Below are 16,338 nucleotides of genomic sequence, written 5' to 3'. Positions count from 1 at the left end.
TTTTGTGCAACAATATTCGAATGAGGCAGGCGGAACAAGGCCAGTTTGCAAGGACATTTCAGGGCGCAAATGTTTGAATTGGCTGCATTGAAACCGGACCTGGCGCTTGAATCGCCGGTCAACGCTCGGAGGAGACGTCAATGCGCGTAGGCTGCCCCAAGGAAATCAAGAACCACGAGTATCGCGTCGGCCTGACACCCGGCGCGGTGCGCGAATATGTGGCGCATGGCCACGAGGTGATTGTCGAAACCAAGGCAGGCATGGGCATTGGCGAGGACGACGCGGCCTATCAGTCCGCCGGCGCCAGGATCGTCGACAGCGCACGGGAAGTCTTCGAGCGCTCGGACATGGTCGTCAAGGTGAAGGAGCCGCAGCCGTCGGAATGGATGCAGCTGCGCGACGGACAGCTTCTCTACACCTACCTGCACCTGGCTCCGGATCCGGACCAGACAAAGGGTCTGATCGAATCGGGTTGCACGGCGGTTGCCTACGAGACCGTGACCGATGACCGCGGCGGCCTGCCGCTGCTGGCGCCGATGTCGGAAGTCGCCGGACGTCTGGCGATCCAGGCCGGCGCCACCTCGCTGCAGAAGGCCAATGGCGGCCGCGGCATTCTTCTGGGCGGCGTTCCCGGCGTGCTTCCTGCCAAGATCACGGTCATCGGCGGCGGCGTGGTCGGGCTGAATGCGGCCAAGATGGCCATCGGCCTTGGCGCCGACGTGACCATCCTCGACCGCTCGCTGCCGCGCCTGCGCCAGCTTGACGATATCTTCAACGGCCGGGTTCACACCCGTTACTCGACCATCGAGGCGCTGGAAGAAGAAGTGTTCTCGGCTGACGTGGTGGTCGGCGCGGTTCTGATCCCGGGCGCTGCGGCTCCCAAGCTCGTTACCCGCGAAATGCTCTCGGGCATGAAGAAGGGCTCGGTGATCGTCGATGTCGCCATCGACCAGGGCGGCTGCTTCGAGACCTCGCACGCCACCACCCATGCGGAACCGACCTACGAGGTCGACGGTGTGATTCACTACTGCGTCGCCAACATGCCGGGCGCAGTGCCGATCACCTCGGCCCACGCCCTCAACAATGCGACGCTGCAGTATGGCCTGATGCTGGCCGACAAGGGGCTCAAGGCGATTGCCGAAGACCGGCACCTGCGCGCGGGCCTTAACGTGCACAAGGGCCGTATTACCAGCCGTCCGGTGGCCGATGCACTCGGCTATGAGCTGGCCGATCTCGACAAGGTGCTTAAGGTGGCATAACCGCCCGCACCATCAAGCTCCGTGGGCTTGTCCACAGGCCCGGCCCGTCCGCATCATGTCATGCGGGCGGGCTTTTTGTTGAGCGGCTGCCCGGCTCAGGCTTCCGCGCTCGGAACCGCCTTGCAATGGTAGCAATTGTTGCGTGACGAGCGGATGTGGACGGCCTTGACCGCCGTTGTTGCCAGCAATTCCTCGATACGGGCCGGAATGGCGTCGCGGGCAATCACGCCGCCGGTTCCATAGACGATGCGCTCGTCGGCATCATAGCCGCGCAGGATGTAGTCCGGACTTGTCAGGAAATCCGGCAACCCGTCAGGTTCGATCTTGCAGGGGGTACAGTTGTCGGCATGGAGGAACACCGGGCCGGTTTCCGCATAGGCGTGCAGCCGGGTAAACGGCCGCCAGGCGACGATCAGAAAGGGTTCATCCCGGCCCACCATCCGCATGCAGCGCCGGCAGGGAACACCGGCTCCATCGGAGATACGGCGCTCGGGCGCGTTGCCATAGGAATCCGCGCCGCCGGAGCGGAAATGCGCGGCGGTGGCCTCGTCCATGGGTTCGAATGTGAACGGCATCTTTTCCTCGCATGGTGGGTTAACATCATGCGAGCTTGTGCGGCGGGTATAGGCCGCGCGCCACCCGATTTCAGCCGGTGATCTCGCTTTCGGCTTTCATCAGGGCCAGAATCTCCTCATCGGCCAGCGGCCGGATGATGGCCTGGTTCTGGCTCACCGGCTCGAAGCCCATCTTCTGGTAGAGCGGCAGGGCGGCAGGGTGATCGAGCGTGTTAGTGGAGACGATGACCCGGGCAGGGGTGGTCGACCAGGCGGTGGTCAGCGCCTGGCCAAGCATCCATTCGCCAAGCCCGCGTTTGCGCACATGGCCCATGAGGCCGAAATAGGACAGCTCGACGGTAGATTCCTCGAGATCGGCCAGCTCGAAAAATCCCGCCGGGGCGCCATCGACGCTGAGCACGAAGATCCGGGTGGTTTTGGCATGCACGATTTTCGACAGATGTTCGTCGGTCATGCGCAGCCGGGCAACCCAGTTCCATTCCCGGCCGACCTGCCACTGCAGATAGCGATAAAAATGCAGCGGGATGCTGGTTGCCTTCATCAATGTCGCATGCAGGTTGACGGGCAGGGGGGTGATCGCACGCGGCCTGCGGGTCATCTCCAGATGGGTAACTGTCGCCTTGAGCGATTTCGGTTTTGCTGCCTTGGCCATCTCAAGCTTCTCCGGTGTCGATAGGCGTGTCATCTCGGCCGCCCCACTCGGACCAGGACCCGTCGTAAAGCGTGTTGTCGCGATGCCCGATGGACTGCAGCGCCAGGCTGATCACCGCCGCGGTCACGCCGGAACCGCAGGTGGTGACGACCGGTTTTTCGAGATCAAGTCCCGCGTTCTCGAGCACGCTGCGCAATTCTTCGAGCGGCTTCAGCTTGCCGCCTTCGGACAGGCTGGCGAAGGGCACGTTGCGGGCACCGGGCATATGGCCGGAGCGCATGCCCGGACGCGGTTCGGGCTCGACCCCGGTAAAGCGGCCCAGTCCGCGCGCGTCGGCGATCTGGGACGCGCGGCTTTCGACAATCGACCTCATCTGCTCGAAGCTGGTGATCGCGCCGGAATTCACCGCGGCATTGAAGCGAGTTGGCGACGGCGTGGCCGGAGTACCGGTTTCCAGCGGCAGTCCCTGTGCCTTCCAGGCATCGAAGCCACCGTCCAGCACATAGGTGTTGGCCGCGCCGAACAGGCGCAGCAGCCACCAGACCCGGGGCGCGGTGAACATGCCCGGGCCGTCATAGACCACGATCGTGTCGGTTTCGGCCAGGCCGAGCGCTCCGGCGGAACGGGCAAAATCGGCTTCACCGGCAATCGTGTGCGGCAGGTCGGAAGCGGGGTCCACGACCTCGTCCTGGTTGAAGAAGACGGCGCCGGGAATGCGCGACGCTGCATATTCGGCCGCACTGTCGCGGTTTTGTGCCGGCAAATACCAGGAGGCATCGACGATCTTGAGGCCGGGCTGACCCAGGGACTGCGCCAGCCACTCAAAGGAAACCACGAACGGGCTCTGGTCGGCGGGATCGGTCATGGCAATGTCCTTGCAAGCAGCGTGGCGGGAAGCCCGGCTGTCGACGCCGGATCGGTTCGCATGTTACGCCATGGCCGAAGACTATCGCAATGTCAGGTGCAGCCCGCAGCCGGGGATATCGGCAAAAAACCTGCGCCGTGAGCCAGCCCGTGTTCAGGTGCCGGGGGTGTCCCTGATCAATAGAGGGAGGTGGGCCGATAGATCCTGGCTTCGTCGAACAGGATCGAGACGGTCCCGGTCCCTGTCTGGGAAGTCGAACCGTCGCTCTCTTCCGTCCCGGCCCCGGTTTCCTCAGGCAGTGTCAGGGCCGTTTCGGCCCCGGTGCTTGCCGAGTTCGCGCGTGGCGAGGCGCTGCGAGTGCCCTGGCCGCCGCCTGCCGGACCATCGGGGCGAGGCCCCTTGGGCATGGCTGCCGGTTCAGAGGAAAGAAAGGCGGTGACGCGCTCGGAGAGGACGCGGGAGGGTTCCGCCGACGAAACCCCGTCGGGTTTCTGGACCGCCTGCCTGTTGTCAGGAGTTGAGGTTGGTGCGGGCATGACGCTCGGCACCATCGCGGAGACGGGGTATGAAGTTCCGATGATCGAGGGCATCAGGGCGCTCTTCCATGCATGGCGAAATCCGGCCCGGGCGGCCGGTTCTGCCTATTGATCGCGCACGGCAAGCCGGAGTGCTGCCGAACGCACGCCAATGCTTACGCACCGCCCCCTAATACATCATCAAGGAGATGGTTCAAATTGTCCGGAAATGTGCCTATTGCGGAACTGGCGGGCGAATATGGATGCTTCACCGAAGGCCGGCAGCACGGCAAACGCAAATATCAATCGGGAAGCGGGCCGAAGCGGATGCGGAAGCGGCGGTTTTCCTTGCCCTTCTTCTCGATCTTGCCGATGTGGATCTCGCCGACTTCCGCGGTTTCTCCGACATGGGTGCCGCCGCAGGGCTGGCTGTCGATCGAGGAGCCTTCGCCGATGCAGACCAGGCGGATGCGTCCCTGACCGCGCGGCGGGCGGACATTCTTCGATTTGACCAGATCTGGATTGGCCCCCAGCTCCTGTTCCGAAATCCACTGATGGAAGACCGGATGATTGGCGTTGACCAGTTCCATCAGCTTCGCCGTCACCTCGGCCTTGTCGATGGTGTCGGTCATGTCGAAATCGACGCGGCTGTCGGTTTCGCTCACCGAGGCGCCGGTGATGGGGTAGGGGCAGACCACGGAAAGCAGATGGCAGGCGGTGTGCATGCGCATCAGCCGGTAACGCCGGTCCCAGTCGATATGCTGGACCAGCTTTTCGCCCACTTGAGGCGCCGGCTGGCCTGGCGCCGGGATCAGGATGATCTCCGCCTTGGTATCGCCGGTGACCGTTCCGGCAATCTCGATCCTGTCGCCGTTCTCGCGCTCCAGGAATCCTGTGTCGCCCGGCTGTCCGCCAGAGGTCGCGTAAAAACAGGTTTGGTCGAGCTGGATGCCGCCATCCTCGCGAACGCCGGTGACCAGCGCTTCGGCAGTGGAAAGGTAGGCATCTTCAAGAAAAAGGGCGGTCATCGAACTTATTCACTCACATAGGGGATGGAAAGATCGCTCACCCGGGTCAGCCATTCGGGGACCGGCAGGTCCTTCGACGAAAGGAACTCGGGATTAAAGAGCTTCGACTGGTAGCGGTTGCCGTAGTCGCAAAGGATGGTGACGATGGTGTGGCCGGGTCCCATCTCGCGCGCCATGCGAATCGCGCCCGCGACATTGATTCCCGAGGAGCCGCCGAGGCAGAGGCCTTCATGCTCAAGCAGGTCGAAGACCAGCGGGATCGCCTCGGAATCGGGGATGTTGAAGCTCATGTCAGGGGTGAACCCCTCCAGGTTGGCGGTGATCCGTCCCTGGCCGATGCCTTCCGTGATCGAGCTGCCGGAAGACGTCATCTCTCCGGATGTGTAGAAATTGTAGAGGGCCGCGCCATCGGGGTCGGCAAGGCCGACCTTGATGGACTTGTTCTTGCTGCGAAGCCCCTCGGCCACGCCCGCCAGCGTGCCGCCGGAGCCGACCGCGCAGATGAAGCCATCGACTTTGCCATCGGTATCGCGCCAGATTTCCGGCGCGGTGGTCTTCACGTGCGCCTGGCGGTTGGCGACGTTGTCGAATTGGTTGGCCCAGATCGCGCCGTTGGGATCGGATTTGGCAATCTGCTCGGCCAGCCGGCCGGAGAGGCGGACATAGTTGTTGGGATTGCGATAGGGGGCGGCGGGCACCTCGACCAGTTCTGCGCCGAGCAGCCGCAGGGCGTCCTTCTTTTCCTGGCTCTGGGTTTCGGGAATGACGATGACGGTCTTGTAGCCGAGCGCGCGGGCGACCAGCGCCAGTCCGATGCCGGTGTTGCCGGCGGTACCCTCGACGATGGTTCCGCCGGAGCGCAGCAGACCGCGCGATTCGGCATCGCGGATGATCTCCAGTGCGGCCCTGTCCTTGACCGACTGTCCCGGGTTGAGGAACTCCGCCTTGCCCAGGATGGTGCAGCCAGTCGCCTCCGACGCCGCCTTGAGGCGGATCAAGGGGGTATTGCCGATGGCGTCGAGAACGGAATTGATGGCTGGCATGGTTTTTCCTGTTATTGGCTGTGAGTGCACAGGCTGGAGGAGACTAGGCAGCCAGTTCTGGCTTCTCAAGAGAAATGTTGCAAGAAACCTGCTCTCCGGATGCCGGAGCATAAGGGAAAATTTGCCTTCGATCGGCAAAAATGAGAAATGGCATGTTCCGGTGATCCATATTGTCTCTCCGGGCGTATAGAGTGAAAATCAAAGTGGCCGGAAACGGTCTTTGGCTGGTGCTATGTGCGCAAGCCTTTGAAATTGAAGAAAGCTTAATACGCATGGTGCGTGAACATATCGATACGATCGACTCGCTGCTGGCCAGGTATGTCGCGGGAACTCTTCCGACCCCTGCGCGGGTGCTGGTCGAAGCCCATCTGGAACTCAAGCCGCAAAGCCGGATCAAGGTTGCCAACCTGGAAGCCATGGCGGGGCTAGAGCTGATGGCGATGGATCCCGCTCCGCTTGATGACCGCGACGCGATGCTGGCCAGGGTGCTTGCATCGAAGATCCCGGAATCCCCCGTTGCCGGACGCGGCGGCGAAGCGCGGGTTTTCCCCAAGGCGCTTTACGATTTTGTCGGCTTCGATGCCGACGACGTGCCGTGGCGGACGCGGATGCCCGGTTTCAAGGAATATGACCTCGGCGATATCGAGGGTTGCCACGTCAACCTGTTCTGGATCAAGCCGGGCCGCACCGTGCCGGCGCATACCCACGAAGGCAGCGAATTGTCGCTGGTGCTCGATGGCGCGTTCAGCGACGCGCGCGGTCATTATGGCCGCGGCGACATCTCGGTTGCCGACGACAGCGTCGATCACCGTCCGCATGCCGATTCGGGCCGCCCCTGCATTGGATTTGCGGTGATGGATGCGCCGTTGAAACTGACCGGTTCGTTCCGTCAGCTGATCGGCGACATCATCGGCTGAGCCGGCTTTAACAGCGAAGAATCTGAACCAAAAGGCCGTCTGGAACGTATCAGGTTCCAGACGGCCTTTTTGATTGGAGACATGCATGACCAGTTTCACCGCCACCCCCGCAGACGGCTCCGCCTGGGTGACCGGTGCATCCAGCGGCATCGGAAAGGCGCTGGCGCTGGAGTTGGCGGGCGAGGGGTTCACGGTCTATGCGACGGCGCGCAGCAAGGAGGCCCTGGATGAGCTTGCCGGACAGTCGACCGCGCTCAGGGGCCGGATCATCGCCACGCCGGGCGATGTCACCGATACCGAGGCGATGGCCGCGATAGTCGAACGCATCGGTGCGGACGGCAACGGGCTGGCGCTGGCCGTGTTCAATGCCGGGGTCTACCTGCCGGTCCACGGCGAGACGCTCAAGGTCGAGGATTTCGACAAGACGTTCGCCGTCAACCTGTCGGGCGTGGTCAACGGCCTGGTTCCCGCCATCGAGCGGATGAAGGCCCGCGGCCGCGGCCAGATCGCCATCGTCTCTTCGGTCACCGGCTATGGCGGCATGCCGACAAGTGCTGCCTATGGCGCGACCAAGGCGGCATTGATCAACATGGCGGAAAGCCTGAAATTCGATCTCGACAAGTTTGGGGTGCGCATCCAGGTGGTCAATCCCGGGTTTGTCGACACCCCGGCGACCGCGGACAATGCATTCGAGATGCCGGCGCTGGTTCAGCCGGAGACGGCGGCCAAACGCATCGCACGGGGGCTGAAGTCCGGGTCCTTCGAGATCACCTTTCCGCGCCGCTTCACCTATGTGCTCAAGGCGCTGCAATTTCTGCCCTATCCGGCCTATTTCTGGCTGATGAACGCTGCGACCGGATGGAAGAAACGGCCGCTCGAGACCCGTTGACCGGGATCGTTCAGGCTGCCTCTATGCGGTTGCGCAGCGTTCTCTGCGCGGCCTCGTCGAGCGGGAAGTTCCACATGATGGCGATGCTGGCGAGTTTCGCGGCAATCGGTACCCAGGCATAGGCGACCGCGAGCGCCGTCAGCCCTTCTCCGGTCGCGGCACTTTCAGAAGGATCGAAGCCGAACACCGCAAGCGCCGGGAAGGCGACACCGACACCACCGGCAAGCGAGAGCTTGGTGGCGAGATTCCAGGCGGCGAAATAGGTGCCGGAGCGCTGCTCGCCCGAGGCCGCGGTGTCGACATCGATGACATCGGCCTGGATGGCCGGCGGCAAGGTGAGATCGAAGCCAAGCAGCAGGCCGGTCACGGCGCAGATCGCGGCAAAGGCGATGAGGCTGCCTTCCGGCAACAGCGGCGCCGGTGCGAAGGCGGCGCAGGCGGCCAGCATGCCGTAGCACCACGCCCGGTGCTTGCCGAGGCGGCGGGCCGCCCAGGCCGCGAGCGGCACGCCGGCAATGGCGCAGAGAAAATAGAAGAACAGCAGGGGGCCGCGTGCATCGGGAAGTCCGAGACGGGCCGAAACGAAATACAGAAACAGCGTCGCCGGAATGCCGTTGGCCAGTCCGTTGAGGAAAAATGCCACGATCAGGCGGACGAACGGCCGGTTGCGGGCGAGATGCGTGAGGCCCGATCTGAAGTTGACCCGGGTGCGCGAGTGTTCAACCGGTTCGGGGGTCAGTGCCACAGCCGCGGCGCCGAAAAGCGGCAAAGCAACAAGAATGAGCAGTCCAAGTGCTGCCAGGCCATGGATGCCGCCGGCCTGGTCAAATCCGATCGAGAAAGGCAGGGCAATCGCAATCAGGGTGCCGATCAGGGTCAGTCCCTCGCGCCAGGCGGTGATCCGCGAGCGGCCGTGATAGTCGGTCGCCAGTTCCGCGCCCCAGGCTGAAAACGGGATCAGGGCGGCGGTGTAGCCGAGCGACAGCATCAGCCCCCATCCGGCCAGCCAGACGACGGTCGCATCGACCGGTGGCCAGAACAGCATGAAGGCGGAAAGCGCGGTCAACGGCAGGCTGATCGCAAACAGCGCCCTGCGGCGGCCGAAGCTCGGCCGGAACCGGTCCGCCGCAAAGCCGATCAGCGGATCGTTGACCGCGTCGAATATGCGCACCAGCAGCAGCGCGAAGCCGACCGAGGCTAGCGACAGGCCAAGCGTCTCCGTGTAGAAGGTTGGAACCAGCACGTAGAGCGGCAGCGTCAGGGCCGCGAGCGGTATGGCCGGCAGCGCGTAGGCGATGATGCTGGACAGGGCGAGGGGTGCAGGCGCCGGTTGCTGGCGTGAGGCGGTATCCAGGCTTGTGGCCAATGTTCTATCCATGGGCTTGGCCGAACCCTTGCGGTCAGGACCTTGAGAAAGTCAGTTGCGCCCTTGAATACGTCCCAGGTCCTCAAATGGTTCACCCCGCCGATGCCAGGTATCGGCGGGGTGATGTCAAAGATGTGGGCCGGTCAGCTGTAGACCACCTGCCGGACATTGATGTGACCGGAGCGGAAGCCTGCCTCGCAATAATACATGTAGAACTCCCACAGCCGCTTGAAGCGGAGATCGAAGCCCATCGGCTGGATCTCCTCCCAGGCGTTCCAGAAACGCTGGCGCCATTCGGCGAGCGTGCGGCCGTAATCGGGACCGAACGCACGGTGTCCGACCATCTCGAGGCCGGCGGCTTGGCCCAGCGATGTCAGGTGGTTCTCCGTTGGCAACATGCCGCCGGGGAAGACATAGCGTTGGATGAAATCGGGGTTGGCGCGGTAGGCTTGGTAGGCCTCGGGCTTGATGGTGATGATCTGCAGTCCGGCGCGGCCGCCGGGCTTGAGGCATTCCCGCACCTTGGAGAAATAGGTCGGCCAGTACTTTTCGCCGACCGCCTCGAACATCTCGATCGAGACGACGCCGTCATACTTGCCGGTTTCGTCGCGATAGTCCTGGAACCGCAGGTCGACCTTGTCGGACAGGCCCGCCTTCTCAATGCGCTGGCGGGCAAAGGCCAGCTGCTCCCGGGAAATCGTGAGGCCGGTGACGCGGCAGCCGATCTCGCTGGCTGCGTATTCGGCGAACCCGCCCCAGCCGCAGCCGATTTCGAGCACATGGTCGCCGGCCTTCAGACCCGCAGCCCGCGCCAGCGCCCGGTACTTGGCGGTCTGGGCGCTGGCCAGATCATTGGCGCCATCCTGATAAAGCGCCGACGAGTAGGTCATGGTTTCGTCGAGCCATTTCGAATAGAACGTGTTGCCCAGATCATAATGGGCGGAAATGTTCTTTTTCGCCTGGGCGCGCGAATTCGATCTGAGCCAATGGCGTATCAGTTCGACAACCCGGGCGATGCCGCGGGCGCCGCCGGCCAGCGTGTCTCCAACTTCGACATTGACCAGGAACAACTCAAGAAACGCTGTCACGTCGGGGCTTTCCCAGTCGCCGTCCATGTAGGATTCCGCCACGCCGATGGTTCCGCCGGTGAGCGCCCGGTGCGCAAGGTTCCAGTTGTGCAGGATCAAGGTTGCCTCGGGGCCTTCCGAGCGGCCCTCGATCAGCACGGTGCGGCCGTCGGGCATGCGGATCGACAATCGTCCGTGTCCCATGTGCACCAGTCCGCGCAACGCCATCTTGGCCTTTGCCGGCAATCCGCGCAGATAGGCCGACAGATTGTCGGTCGAGAGCTTTTCTACAGCCTGATGTTCATTCCACGTGGCTTCAGTCTTCATGATCGCAGCCTCCGCCGTCTCGCCAGTGTTTCACTCGTCACGGCTTGGCCACCTGACGTTCGAACTTTCCCTGATCGCGAAAGCTCGCATTGGGAGGCGGTGCCGGACGCGGCACATAACGCATCCCCTTGAGCCAGAGTTTCAGTGCCTCGAAGTGGATGCCAGCGACAATCTTCCACGTCAGAAGCGGAATCTGCAAGAGGCAGCTCAAAATTGCCCCGGTGGTCAGGGCCCGCCTGTTGCCATTATACGTCGCTGCCAGCAGCGGCCCGGACCGGTCGGTCTCGAGGATTCGCCACTTCAGTTGCTTGCCTGGGACATTCATGCGGAAATTGTAGCGGGCTTCCATTTCGACAAATGGCGAGACGTAGAAAAGCTTGCTCCGGCTCTGGCGAATGCCCGCCGGCGTCACGTCTCCGGACTCGATCCTGCAGACATAGGTGTGGTTCTCGCCGAAGGTGTTGCGCACCTCGTAGACCAGCGCTAGCGGCTGGCCGGCGTCGTCGTAGGCGTAATAAACCGACAGCGGATTGAACACCTGGCCGAAGATGCGCGGATAACAGGCGAGCTCGATGCGGGCAGCCCGCTGTTCAAGGCCGGCCTCGGCGAGCAGCGCGTCGACATGGGCGCGCAGGGATGGCTGATCCGCGCCGCGCAAATGGTCGGCTTCGTGGAAAGACGCCACGTTCGCGCCATTGACCGAAAACAGCGGCGAAAGCCGATCGGCCTCGTCGAGACGGTCGAGATCGATCAGCAGCGAATAGACCCGGTAGCGGAACCGGTGACCGACCGGTTTCATGCGCTGGTGCATCACATCGCCCGCATAGAGGCATGCGGGCGGTCTTGCGGCATCCGGTTCGGGCACGAAGGTGGTCTGGGCTGGCATTATGGTCATGCAGCCACTTCCTCCGCGCTTACGGCGCCGGCACGCCAGGGCAGGACCGCGCCCAGCGCTTCCGCCGCCAGAATGCCGGAGGTGAGCCCGTCCTCGTGGAAGCCGTAGCCGGTCCAGGCGCCGGCAAAGAAGGTGTTGTTGTCACCCTGGATCCGGCCGAGCCTTGCCTGGACGTCCATCGCGTCCGTGCCGAACTGCGGATGATCGTAGCTGTACTCGCCGAAGACCAGTTCCGGGCGCGGTTCGCGGTCGGGGTTGAGGGTCACGAACAACGGCCGGGACGGATCGATGCCCTGCAGCCGGTTCATCCAGTAGGAGACGGCGACATTGGCATCGCTGCGCTGGTCGGACGAGCGAAGGTAGTTCCAGGACGCCCAGACCTTCTTGCGGGTCGGCATCAGCCGCTCGTCGCGGTGCAGCACCACGCGGTTGGGGCTGTAGGGGATGGCGCTCAGGATCGACGTTTCCTGTTCGGTCGGCCGGTCGAGAATGCGAAGCGCCTGATCGGTGTGGCAGGCGAGGATCACACGGTCATAGGATTTCGTGGCGCCGGTCGTGTCGAGGATGCCGACGCCCTCGGCGCTCCTGCGCACCGAGACCACACCCGCATCCAGGCGAACCCGGTCGCCGAGCGGCGCCAGCAGCCTGGTGAGATAGTTGCGGCTTCCACCGGTTACCGTGCGCCAGGTCGGCCGCTCGGAATAGATGAGGCGGTGGTTCTCGAAGAAATTGACGAAATAGGTGGCGGGGAACTCCATCATCCGCTTGGCCGGCGTCGACCAGATCGCCGCGGCCATCGGCACGAGATAGTTGTTCATGAAACCCGGCGAGAAGCCGCGCCAGTTCAAGTAGTCGCCAATCGAGCGGGCGGCCAGGTGGCCTTCGGCGCGATCCTGCAGGCAGATCTTGTTGAAGCGCAGGATTTCGCGCAGCATCAGCAGGAAAGAGGGCCGCAGCAGGTTGCGCTTCTGGGCGAACAGGGTCGACAGATTGTCGCCGCCCCATTCCAGCTTGCCGTGATCCAGCGAGAGCGCGAAGCTCATGTCGCTGTCGTGGGTTTTCACGCCGAGATGCTCAAACAGCGCGGTCAGGTTGGGATAGTTGAGTTCGTTGTAGACGATAAAGCCGGTGTCGACCGAAAGGTGCGCGCCGTCATAGTCGATGTCGACGGTTGCAGTGTGGCCGCCGGGGCGCTTCTCGGCTTCGTAGAGGGTGACATCGTGAATGTCGCGCAGCGCCCAGGCAGCCGATGCACCGGAAATACCGGAACCGACAACGGCCACTTTCAAACGCTCTGGCATGCGCTCGGGCCCGGTTGCGACTGGAAAAGGCTTCATATGAACGTTCATGCGGCATCCTTGATCTGCTGATAGGCGGCCAGCGCGCGATCGCGCGCCAGTTGATGGTCGACAACCGGGTGAGGGTAGGTGTCGCCGAGGCGGACGCCGGCAGCCCCGAGGACCTGTTCTGGCGCGCTCCACGGCTTGTGGATGTATCTGGACGGCATTTCCGCCAGTTCGGGCACGAATGTGCGAACGTAGTCGCCGTCGGGATCGAATTTTTCGCCCTGCAGCACCGGGTTGAAGATCCGGAAATAGGGTGCGGCATCGGCGCCGGAACCGGCAACCCACTGCCAGCTTGCGGCATTGGAGGCGGGGTCGGCATCGACGAGGGTGTCCCAGAACCAGTCCTCGCCCTTGCGCCAGTCGATCATCAGGTGCTTGGTCAGGAAGGAGGCGACGACCATTCGCACGCGATTGTGCATCCAGCCGGTCTGCCAGAGCTGGCGCATGCCGGCATCGACGATCGGATAACCGGTCAGCCCCTTCCGCCAGGCGGAAAACGCCTTTTCATTGTCGAGCCAGGGGAACCCGTCGAATTTCGGATTGTGATTCCTTTTCGCCAATGCCGGCTCGTTGGCGAGCAGATGCCAGGAAAACTCCCGCCAGCCGACTTCCTTGCGGAACTTGGCCGTGTCGGCGGGCGCCGCCTCGGCGGATTTCAGCGCGTCAAGGATCTGTGCCGGGGTGATTTCACCATTGGCAAGATGCGGTGACAGGCCCGACGTGGCGTCCACACCGGGGATGTCTCGCCGGTCCGAGTAGCCATGCATGCGGTTTTCGATGAAATCGGTCAGCCGCGCATGCGCGCCGGCCTCGCCGGGCGTCCAGGCTTCCGCCAGGCCGCCGGACCAGTCGGGCCTGGTCGGGAGCAGATTCCATGTGTCCAGATCTTCCGACTCGCTGCCGTAACCGCCCGTAACGGCTTTCAGGGATTGCGGCGCATCGAGGGGAACCCGGGTCTCCGCGTCCGGTTCCAGCGCCCGCCAGAAGGGGCTGTAGACCTTGTAATAGGTTCCCGTCCCGGTGCGCAGCCTCGTCGGTTCATGCAGCAGTTGGCCGGCAAAGCTCTCGGCGACAAGGTCTCTTGCCTGCAGGCCCGCCTTGAGCGTCGAATCGGCATCATGAAAGGCTGGGTCGTAGCGCCGGTTCCAGTAGACGGCCGAGGCCCCGGTGGCTTTCACCAGCGCCGGAACAAGATCGGCCGGATCGCCGCTGAGCAGAACGAGCGGTGCGCCAAGCTTTTCAAGTGTTTCAGACAGGTTCGAAAGCGAATGGTGCAGCCACCAGGCACGTGCGCCACCGAGAGGCCGCGCTGGGCTTGCCGTTTCGCGGATATAGACCGGAACGAGCGATCGGTGCTGGCTTGCCGCAACCAGAGCCTGGTTGTCCCCAACCCGCAGATCATTGCGGAACCAGACAATCGCCGGGCGGTTGCAGATGGGTGTGTCGTGTTCCATTCGATGCATTTTTTCCGTTGTGGCGAAAGTCGCCGGGCCTTTTGACTGTCTCTTACGGATCTACGGAAAAGGCGGATCAAAAGTTTCACGAAAAAATGCTGTTCTTCCACCATGTTGCTGCTGACGAGACAAGGCGTGAACGATGGCTCGAACCTGAAAGGTGCGGCTTTGGGGCGGGGCAGGGTGCAGACGGTCTGTTTGCCCGGATAAAACCCGTGGGAACTCGACTTATCTTCAAAAGAAACAAGCTATTAAGGAATCGAGATTATCGATTGATGCAGCCTTTACGATATTGTTCGAACAAGGCCGTTCTGCAGAGGGCTGTACATATGACGGAAGACATGCCGCTTGACGCTGGTGCCCGCGAGTCGGGTGAATTCTTCCGGCGCATAGTCATGGAATCTGCCGATGCTGTTGTCGCGGTCAACCGGGATCAGAAGTTGGTGCTTTTCAGCCCAGCGGCAGAAAAACTGTTCGGCTATTCACGCGATGAGATCGTCGGTAAGCCGCTCGATACGCTGCTGCCGCATCGCTACAGAAGCGGACATGCCGCCAAGGTGAACGAATTCCAGAGCAATGGAAGTCCCGCCCGATACATGGGCGATCGTAAATCGCACCTTCTCGGCCTGCATGCCGATGGCACGGAGGTGATGCTTGGAGCGACCATTCTCACCGTGGCAACTGACGACGGGCCGATCATGGTGGCGATGCTCAGGGATATCAGTGAACGCATCAAGCTGCAGCAGGAGCTTGCCCACATGGCAAGCGCGGATCCTCTGACGGGACAGCTCAACCGAAGGGCGTTCCTGGAATCACTGGAGCGGGAATGGCATCGTGCTATTCGCTACAAAACAGAGCTATCTCTGCTGATGTTCGATCTCGACCGCTTCAAGTCGATCAATGACACCTACGGACATGATTTGGGCGATCAGGTGATTCGAGGGTTCTGCGAACTGGTCCGGTCTTCCTTGCGCGATATCGATTTGTTTGGCCGCTGGGGCGGTGAGGAATTCGTCGCTGCGCTGCCGCATACCGATCTTCGCTCTGCGCGGTCCATAGCCGAGAGAATTCGGGAAGCCCTGGCCATTCGGCGATTCGAAGCGATCGGCTTTGAAGCCTTCTCTGTGACCGTCAGCATTGGAGTGTCCGATATCCGTGGTGGAAGGATATCGCTTCAGCAAGTGATCAAGGATGCGGATAACGCGCTTTACGAGGCAAAGAACGCAGGTCGCAACCAGGTTGTGATCGGGAATGCAGCCGGGAGCATCCGTGCACTCGCCAGCGGCACGGACGGTTGATCCGGTTTTCAGTGTGATGCCGGCCGTAAACTGCAGTAAATCCGCAGCTTCGCCGGTCGCGATCAAACCCAACAAAAAGACCGCAATCCTCGAGAGGATGCGGTCTAAATGAATTCTGGCTCCCCGGGCCGGATTCGAACCAGCGACCGATCGATTAACAGTCGATTGCTCTACCACTGAGCTACCGGGGATCACTGCGTCAGGCAGCGTGTGGGGCCTATAACAAATGCCTCTCTGATTTGCCAAGCGGTTTTTGAAGAAAATGTGTCGTTCTTGCTAAGCCCACCGTCAAAGCCCATGTTCTGGGCATAATTCGAGGGTCTATCAAACGATCCCGCAACGACCAAAGGCAGATCCGCCGCCGATGTCCCAGAAGCGCTTTTTCAATTTCCACGCCGGCCGGGGCGAGGTTCAGATCGGATCCAGGCATTTCCGCCTGCCGCAGCGGGCATCGGGGAGAATCACGCTGGGGATCGGCCTGATCGTCGGTGGCATGCTGGGGTTTCTTCCGGTGCTCGGCTTCTGGATGATTCCGCTCGGCCTGCTGGTGCTGTCGCTGGATCTTCCGGCGGTGCGCCGCTGGCGGCGGTCTTTCGTGGTCAAACGGGAGCGGCGCAACGGAAAACGACCCGCGCGCAATGGCGGGGCAACGGGGAAACCCGAAGCCGGCAGGGAAAAGACGGGGGAGTAGAAGAAGTGGAGGCCTCGCCCGGAATCGAACCGGGGTGCAAGGATTTGCAGTCCTCTGCGTAACCACTCCGCCACGAGGCCTCGTGCCGGTCACTGACCGGACGGCTGGCAAATAGACGGAGAATCGAAGCGGCGCAAGGGGCATGTTGATT

General features: G+C 62.5%; 17 protein-coding genes and 2 tRNA genes. 6 read left to right on the top strand and 13 right to left on the bottom strand.

Annotated elements, in window-relative coordinates:
- Positions 1–140 precede the first annotated feature (140 nt).
- Positions 141–1,259: an alanine dehydrogenase gene (gene ald / locus O4H62_RS06705; RefSeq protein ID WP_269386488.1), complete on the top strand. Its 1,119-nt coding sequence runs from the start codon at positions 141–143 to the stop codon at positions 1,257–1,259.
- 95 nt (positions 1,260–1,354) lie between these two features.
- On the opposite strand, the gene O4H62_RS06700 is transcribed toward ald, so the two are convergent.
- The 4 genes from O4H62_RS06700 to O4H62_RS06685 form a co-directional block, all read right to left on the bottom strand.
- The gene (locus O4H62_RS06700; protein ID WP_269386487.1) at positions 1,355–1,834 is read right to left on the bottom strand and encodes a DUF1203 domain-containing protein; all 480 of its coding nucleotides are present in this window, start codon (positions 1,832–1,834) and stop codon (positions 1,355–1,357) included.
- Between the two features lie 70 nt (positions 1,835–1,904).
- Positions 1,905–2,486 carry a GNAT family N-acetyltransferase gene (locus O4H62_RS06695; protein WP_269386486.1) on the bottom strand — a complete coding sequence of 194 codons (582 nt, stop codon included), beginning with the start codon at positions 2,484–2,486 and terminating at the stop codon, positions 1,905–1,907.
- 1 nt (position 2,487) lies between these two features.
- A complete protein-coding gene (gene sseA / locus O4H62_RS06690; protein WP_269386485.1) occupies positions 2,488–3,351 on the bottom strand; it encodes a 3-mercaptopyruvate sulfurtransferase in 864 nt (287 codons plus the stop codon).
- A gap of 176 nt (positions 3,352–3,527) precedes the next feature.
- Positions 3,528–3,758 (bottom strand): hypothetical protein, encoded by a 231-nt coding sequence (locus O4H62_RS06685; RefSeq protein WP_269386484.1) that lies wholly within the window; start codon positions 3,756–3,758, stop codon positions 3,528–3,530.
- A 28-nt stretch (positions 3,759–3,786) separates the two neighbouring features.
- Here O4H62_RS06685 and O4H62_RS06680 point away from each other — a divergent pair, with 28 nt between their 5' ends.
- A complete protein-coding gene (locus O4H62_RS06680; RefSeq protein ID WP_269386483.1) occupies positions 3,787–3,999 on the top strand; it encodes a hypothetical protein in 213 nt (70 codons plus the stop codon).
- A gap of 169 nt (positions 4,000–4,168) precedes the next feature.
- Here the strand turns inward: O4H62_RS06680 and O4H62_RS06675 are convergent, their stop codons facing one another.
- Together O4H62_RS06675 and O4H62_RS06670 are read right to left on the bottom strand one after the other, a co-directional pair.
- Entirely contained in the window at positions 4,169–4,894 is a 726-nt protein-coding gene (locus tag O4H62_RS06675; RefSeq protein WP_269386482.1) for an alanyl-tRNA editing protein, read from the bottom strand.
- Positions 4,895–4,899: 5 nt separating this feature from the next.
- Positions 4,900–5,937: a cysteine synthase A gene (locus O4H62_RS06670; RefSeq protein ID WP_269386481.1), complete on the bottom strand. Its 1,038-nt coding sequence runs from the start codon at positions 5,935–5,937 to the stop codon at positions 4,900–4,902.
- Positions 5,938–6,209: 272 nt separating this feature from the next.
- Here O4H62_RS06670 and O4H62_RS06665 point away from each other — a divergent pair, with 272 nt between their 5' ends.
- Positions 6,210–6,854, top strand: a complete 645-nt coding sequence (locus O4H62_RS06665) for a ChrR family anti-sigma-E factor (protein ID WP_269386479.1) — start codon at positions 6,210–6,212, stop codon at positions 6,852–6,854.
- Between the two features lie 85 nt (positions 6,855–6,939).
- Positions 6,940–7,743, top strand: a complete 804-nt coding sequence (locus tag O4H62_RS06660; RefSeq protein ID WP_269386478.1) for an SDR family NAD(P)-dependent oxidoreductase — start codon at positions 6,940–6,942, stop codon at positions 7,741–7,743.
- Positions 7,744–7,753: 10 nt separating this feature from the next.
- On the opposite strand, the gene O4H62_RS06655 is transcribed toward O4H62_RS06660, so the two are convergent.
- The 5 genes from O4H62_RS06655 to O4H62_RS06635 all read right to left on the bottom strand — a co-directional run bounded on the left by O4H62_RS06655 (position 7,754) and on the right by O4H62_RS06635 (position 14,198).
- On the bottom strand, positions 7,754–9,121 hold the full coding sequence (locus O4H62_RS06655) for an MFS transporter (RefSeq protein WP_269386476.1): 1,368 nt from the start codon (positions 9,119–9,121) through the stop codon (positions 7,754–7,756).
- Positions 9,122–9,252: 131 nt separating this feature from the next.
- Positions 9,253–10,503 (bottom strand): SAM-dependent methyltransferase, encoded by a 1,251-nt coding sequence (locus tag O4H62_RS06650; RefSeq protein WP_269386474.1) that lies wholly within the window; start codon positions 10,501–10,503, stop codon positions 9,253–9,255.
- Positions 10,504–10,540: 37 nt separating this feature from the next.
- Positions 10,541–11,389 (bottom strand): DUF1365 domain-containing protein, encoded by an 849-nt coding sequence (locus O4H62_RS06645; RefSeq protein ID WP_430538406.1) that lies wholly within the window; start codon positions 11,387–11,389, stop codon positions 10,541–10,543.
- Between the two features lie 5 nt (positions 11,390–11,394).
- The gene (locus O4H62_RS06640) at positions 11,395–12,747 is read right to left on the bottom strand and encodes an NAD(P)/FAD-dependent oxidoreductase (protein ID WP_269386469.1); all 1,353 of its coding nucleotides are present in this window, start codon (positions 12,745–12,747) and stop codon (positions 11,395–11,397) included.
- Positions 12,744–14,198 (bottom strand): cryptochrome/photolyase family protein, encoded by a 1,455-nt coding sequence (locus O4H62_RS06635; RefSeq protein WP_269386468.1) that lies wholly within the window; start codon positions 14,196–14,198, stop codon positions 12,744–12,746. The genes O4H62_RS06640 and O4H62_RS06635 overlap by 4 nt, the downstream gene beginning before the upstream one ends.
- A gap of 329 nt (positions 14,199–14,527) precedes the next feature.
- On the opposite strand from O4H62_RS06635, the gene O4H62_RS06630 reads away from it, so the two are divergent.
- Positions 14,528–15,496: a sensor domain-containing diguanylate cyclase gene (locus tag O4H62_RS06630; RefSeq protein ID WP_269386467.1), complete on the top strand. Its 969-nt coding sequence runs from the start codon at positions 14,528–14,530 to the stop codon at positions 15,494–15,496.
- Between the two features lie 116 nt (positions 15,497–15,612).
- On the opposite strand, the gene O4H62_RS06625 is transcribed toward O4H62_RS06630, so the two are convergent.
- A tRNA-Asn gene (locus O4H62_RS06625) sits at positions 15,613–15,687 on the bottom strand.
- Positions 15,688–15,860: 173 nt separating this feature from the next.
- Between O4H62_RS06625 and O4H62_RS06620 the strand changes: the two genes are divergently transcribed.
- Positions 15,861–16,187, top strand: coding sequence for a hypothetical protein (locus tag O4H62_RS06620; RefSeq protein ID WP_269386465.1), 327 nt, complete (start codon positions 15,861–15,863; stop codon positions 16,185–16,187).
- Positions 16,188–16,193: 6 nt separating this feature from the next.
- Here O4H62_RS06620 and O4H62_RS06615 read toward each other — a convergent pair.
- Positions 16,194–16,267 (bottom strand) — tRNA-Cys (locus O4H62_RS06615).
- Positions 16,268–16,338 lie beyond the last annotated feature (71 nt).

Origin of the sequence: Parahoeflea alexandrii (assembly GCF_027214025.1) — a bacterium.
GTDB lineage: Bacteria > Pseudomonadota > Alphaproteobacteria > Rhizobiales > Rhizobiaceae > Hoeflea > Hoeflea alexandrii_A.
This window is presented reverse-complemented; position numbering and strand designations above follow the sequence as displayed.

Coding starts and splice junctions, on each gene's coding strand:
- O4H62_RS06685 (WP_269386484.1), bottom strand. CDS start 3,758: ATGCCCAAGGGGCCTCGCCCCGATGGTCCGGCAGGCGGCGGCCAGGGC.
- O4H62_RS06620 (WP_269386465.1), top strand. CDS start 15,861: ATGTCCCAGAAGCGCTTTTTCAATTTCCACGCCGGCCGGGGCGAGGTT.
- ald (WP_269386488.1), top strand. CDS start 141: ATGCGCGTAGGCTGCCCCAAGGAAATCAAGAACCACGAGTATCGCGTC.
- O4H62_RS06635 (WP_269386468.1), bottom strand. CDS start 14,198: ATGGAACACGACACACCCATCTGCAACCGCCCGGCGATTGTCTGGTTC.
- O4H62_RS06675 (WP_269386482.1), bottom strand. CDS start 4,894: ATGACCGCCCTTTTTCTTGAAGATGCCTACCTTTCCACTGCCGAAGCG.
- O4H62_RS06700 (WP_269386487.1), bottom strand. CDS start 1,834: ATGCCGTTCACATTCGAACCCATGGACGAGGCCACCGCCGCGCATTTC.
- O4H62_RS06655 (WP_269386476.1), bottom strand. CDS start 9,121: ATGGATAGAACATTGGCCACAAGCCTGGATACCGCCTCACGCCAGCAA.
- O4H62_RS06670 (WP_269386481.1), bottom strand. CDS start 5,937: ATGCCAGCCATCAATTCCGTTCTCGACGCCATCGGCAATACCCCCTTG.
- O4H62_RS06650 (WP_269386474.1), bottom strand. CDS start 10,503: ATGAAGACTGAAGCCACGTGGAATGAACATCAGGCTGTAGAAAAGCTC.
- O4H62_RS06695 (WP_269386486.1), bottom strand. CDS start 2,486: ATGGCCAAGGCAGCAAAACCGAAATCGCTCAAGGCGACAGTTACCCAT.
- O4H62_RS06645 (WP_430538406.1), bottom strand. CDS start 11,389: ATGCCAGCCCAGACCACCTTCGTGCCCGAACCGGATGCCGCAAGACCG.
- O4H62_RS06660 (WP_269386478.1), top strand. CDS start 6,940: ATGACCAGTTTCACCGCCACCCCCGCAGACGGCTCCGCCTGGGTGACC.
- O4H62_RS06630 (WP_269386467.1), top strand. CDS start 14,528: ATGACGGAAGACATGCCGCTTGACGCTGGTGCCCGCGAGTCGGGTGAA.
- sseA (WP_269386485.1), bottom strand. CDS start 3,351: ATGACCGATCCCGCCGACCAGAGCCCGTTCGTGGTTTCCTTTGAGTGG.
- O4H62_RS06665 (WP_269386479.1), top strand. CDS start 6,210: ATGGTGCGTGAACATATCGATACGATCGACTCGCTGCTGGCCAGGTAT.
- O4H62_RS06640 (WP_269386469.1), bottom strand. CDS start 12,747: ATGAACGTTCATATGAAGCCTTTTCCAGTCGCAACCGGGCCCGAGCGC.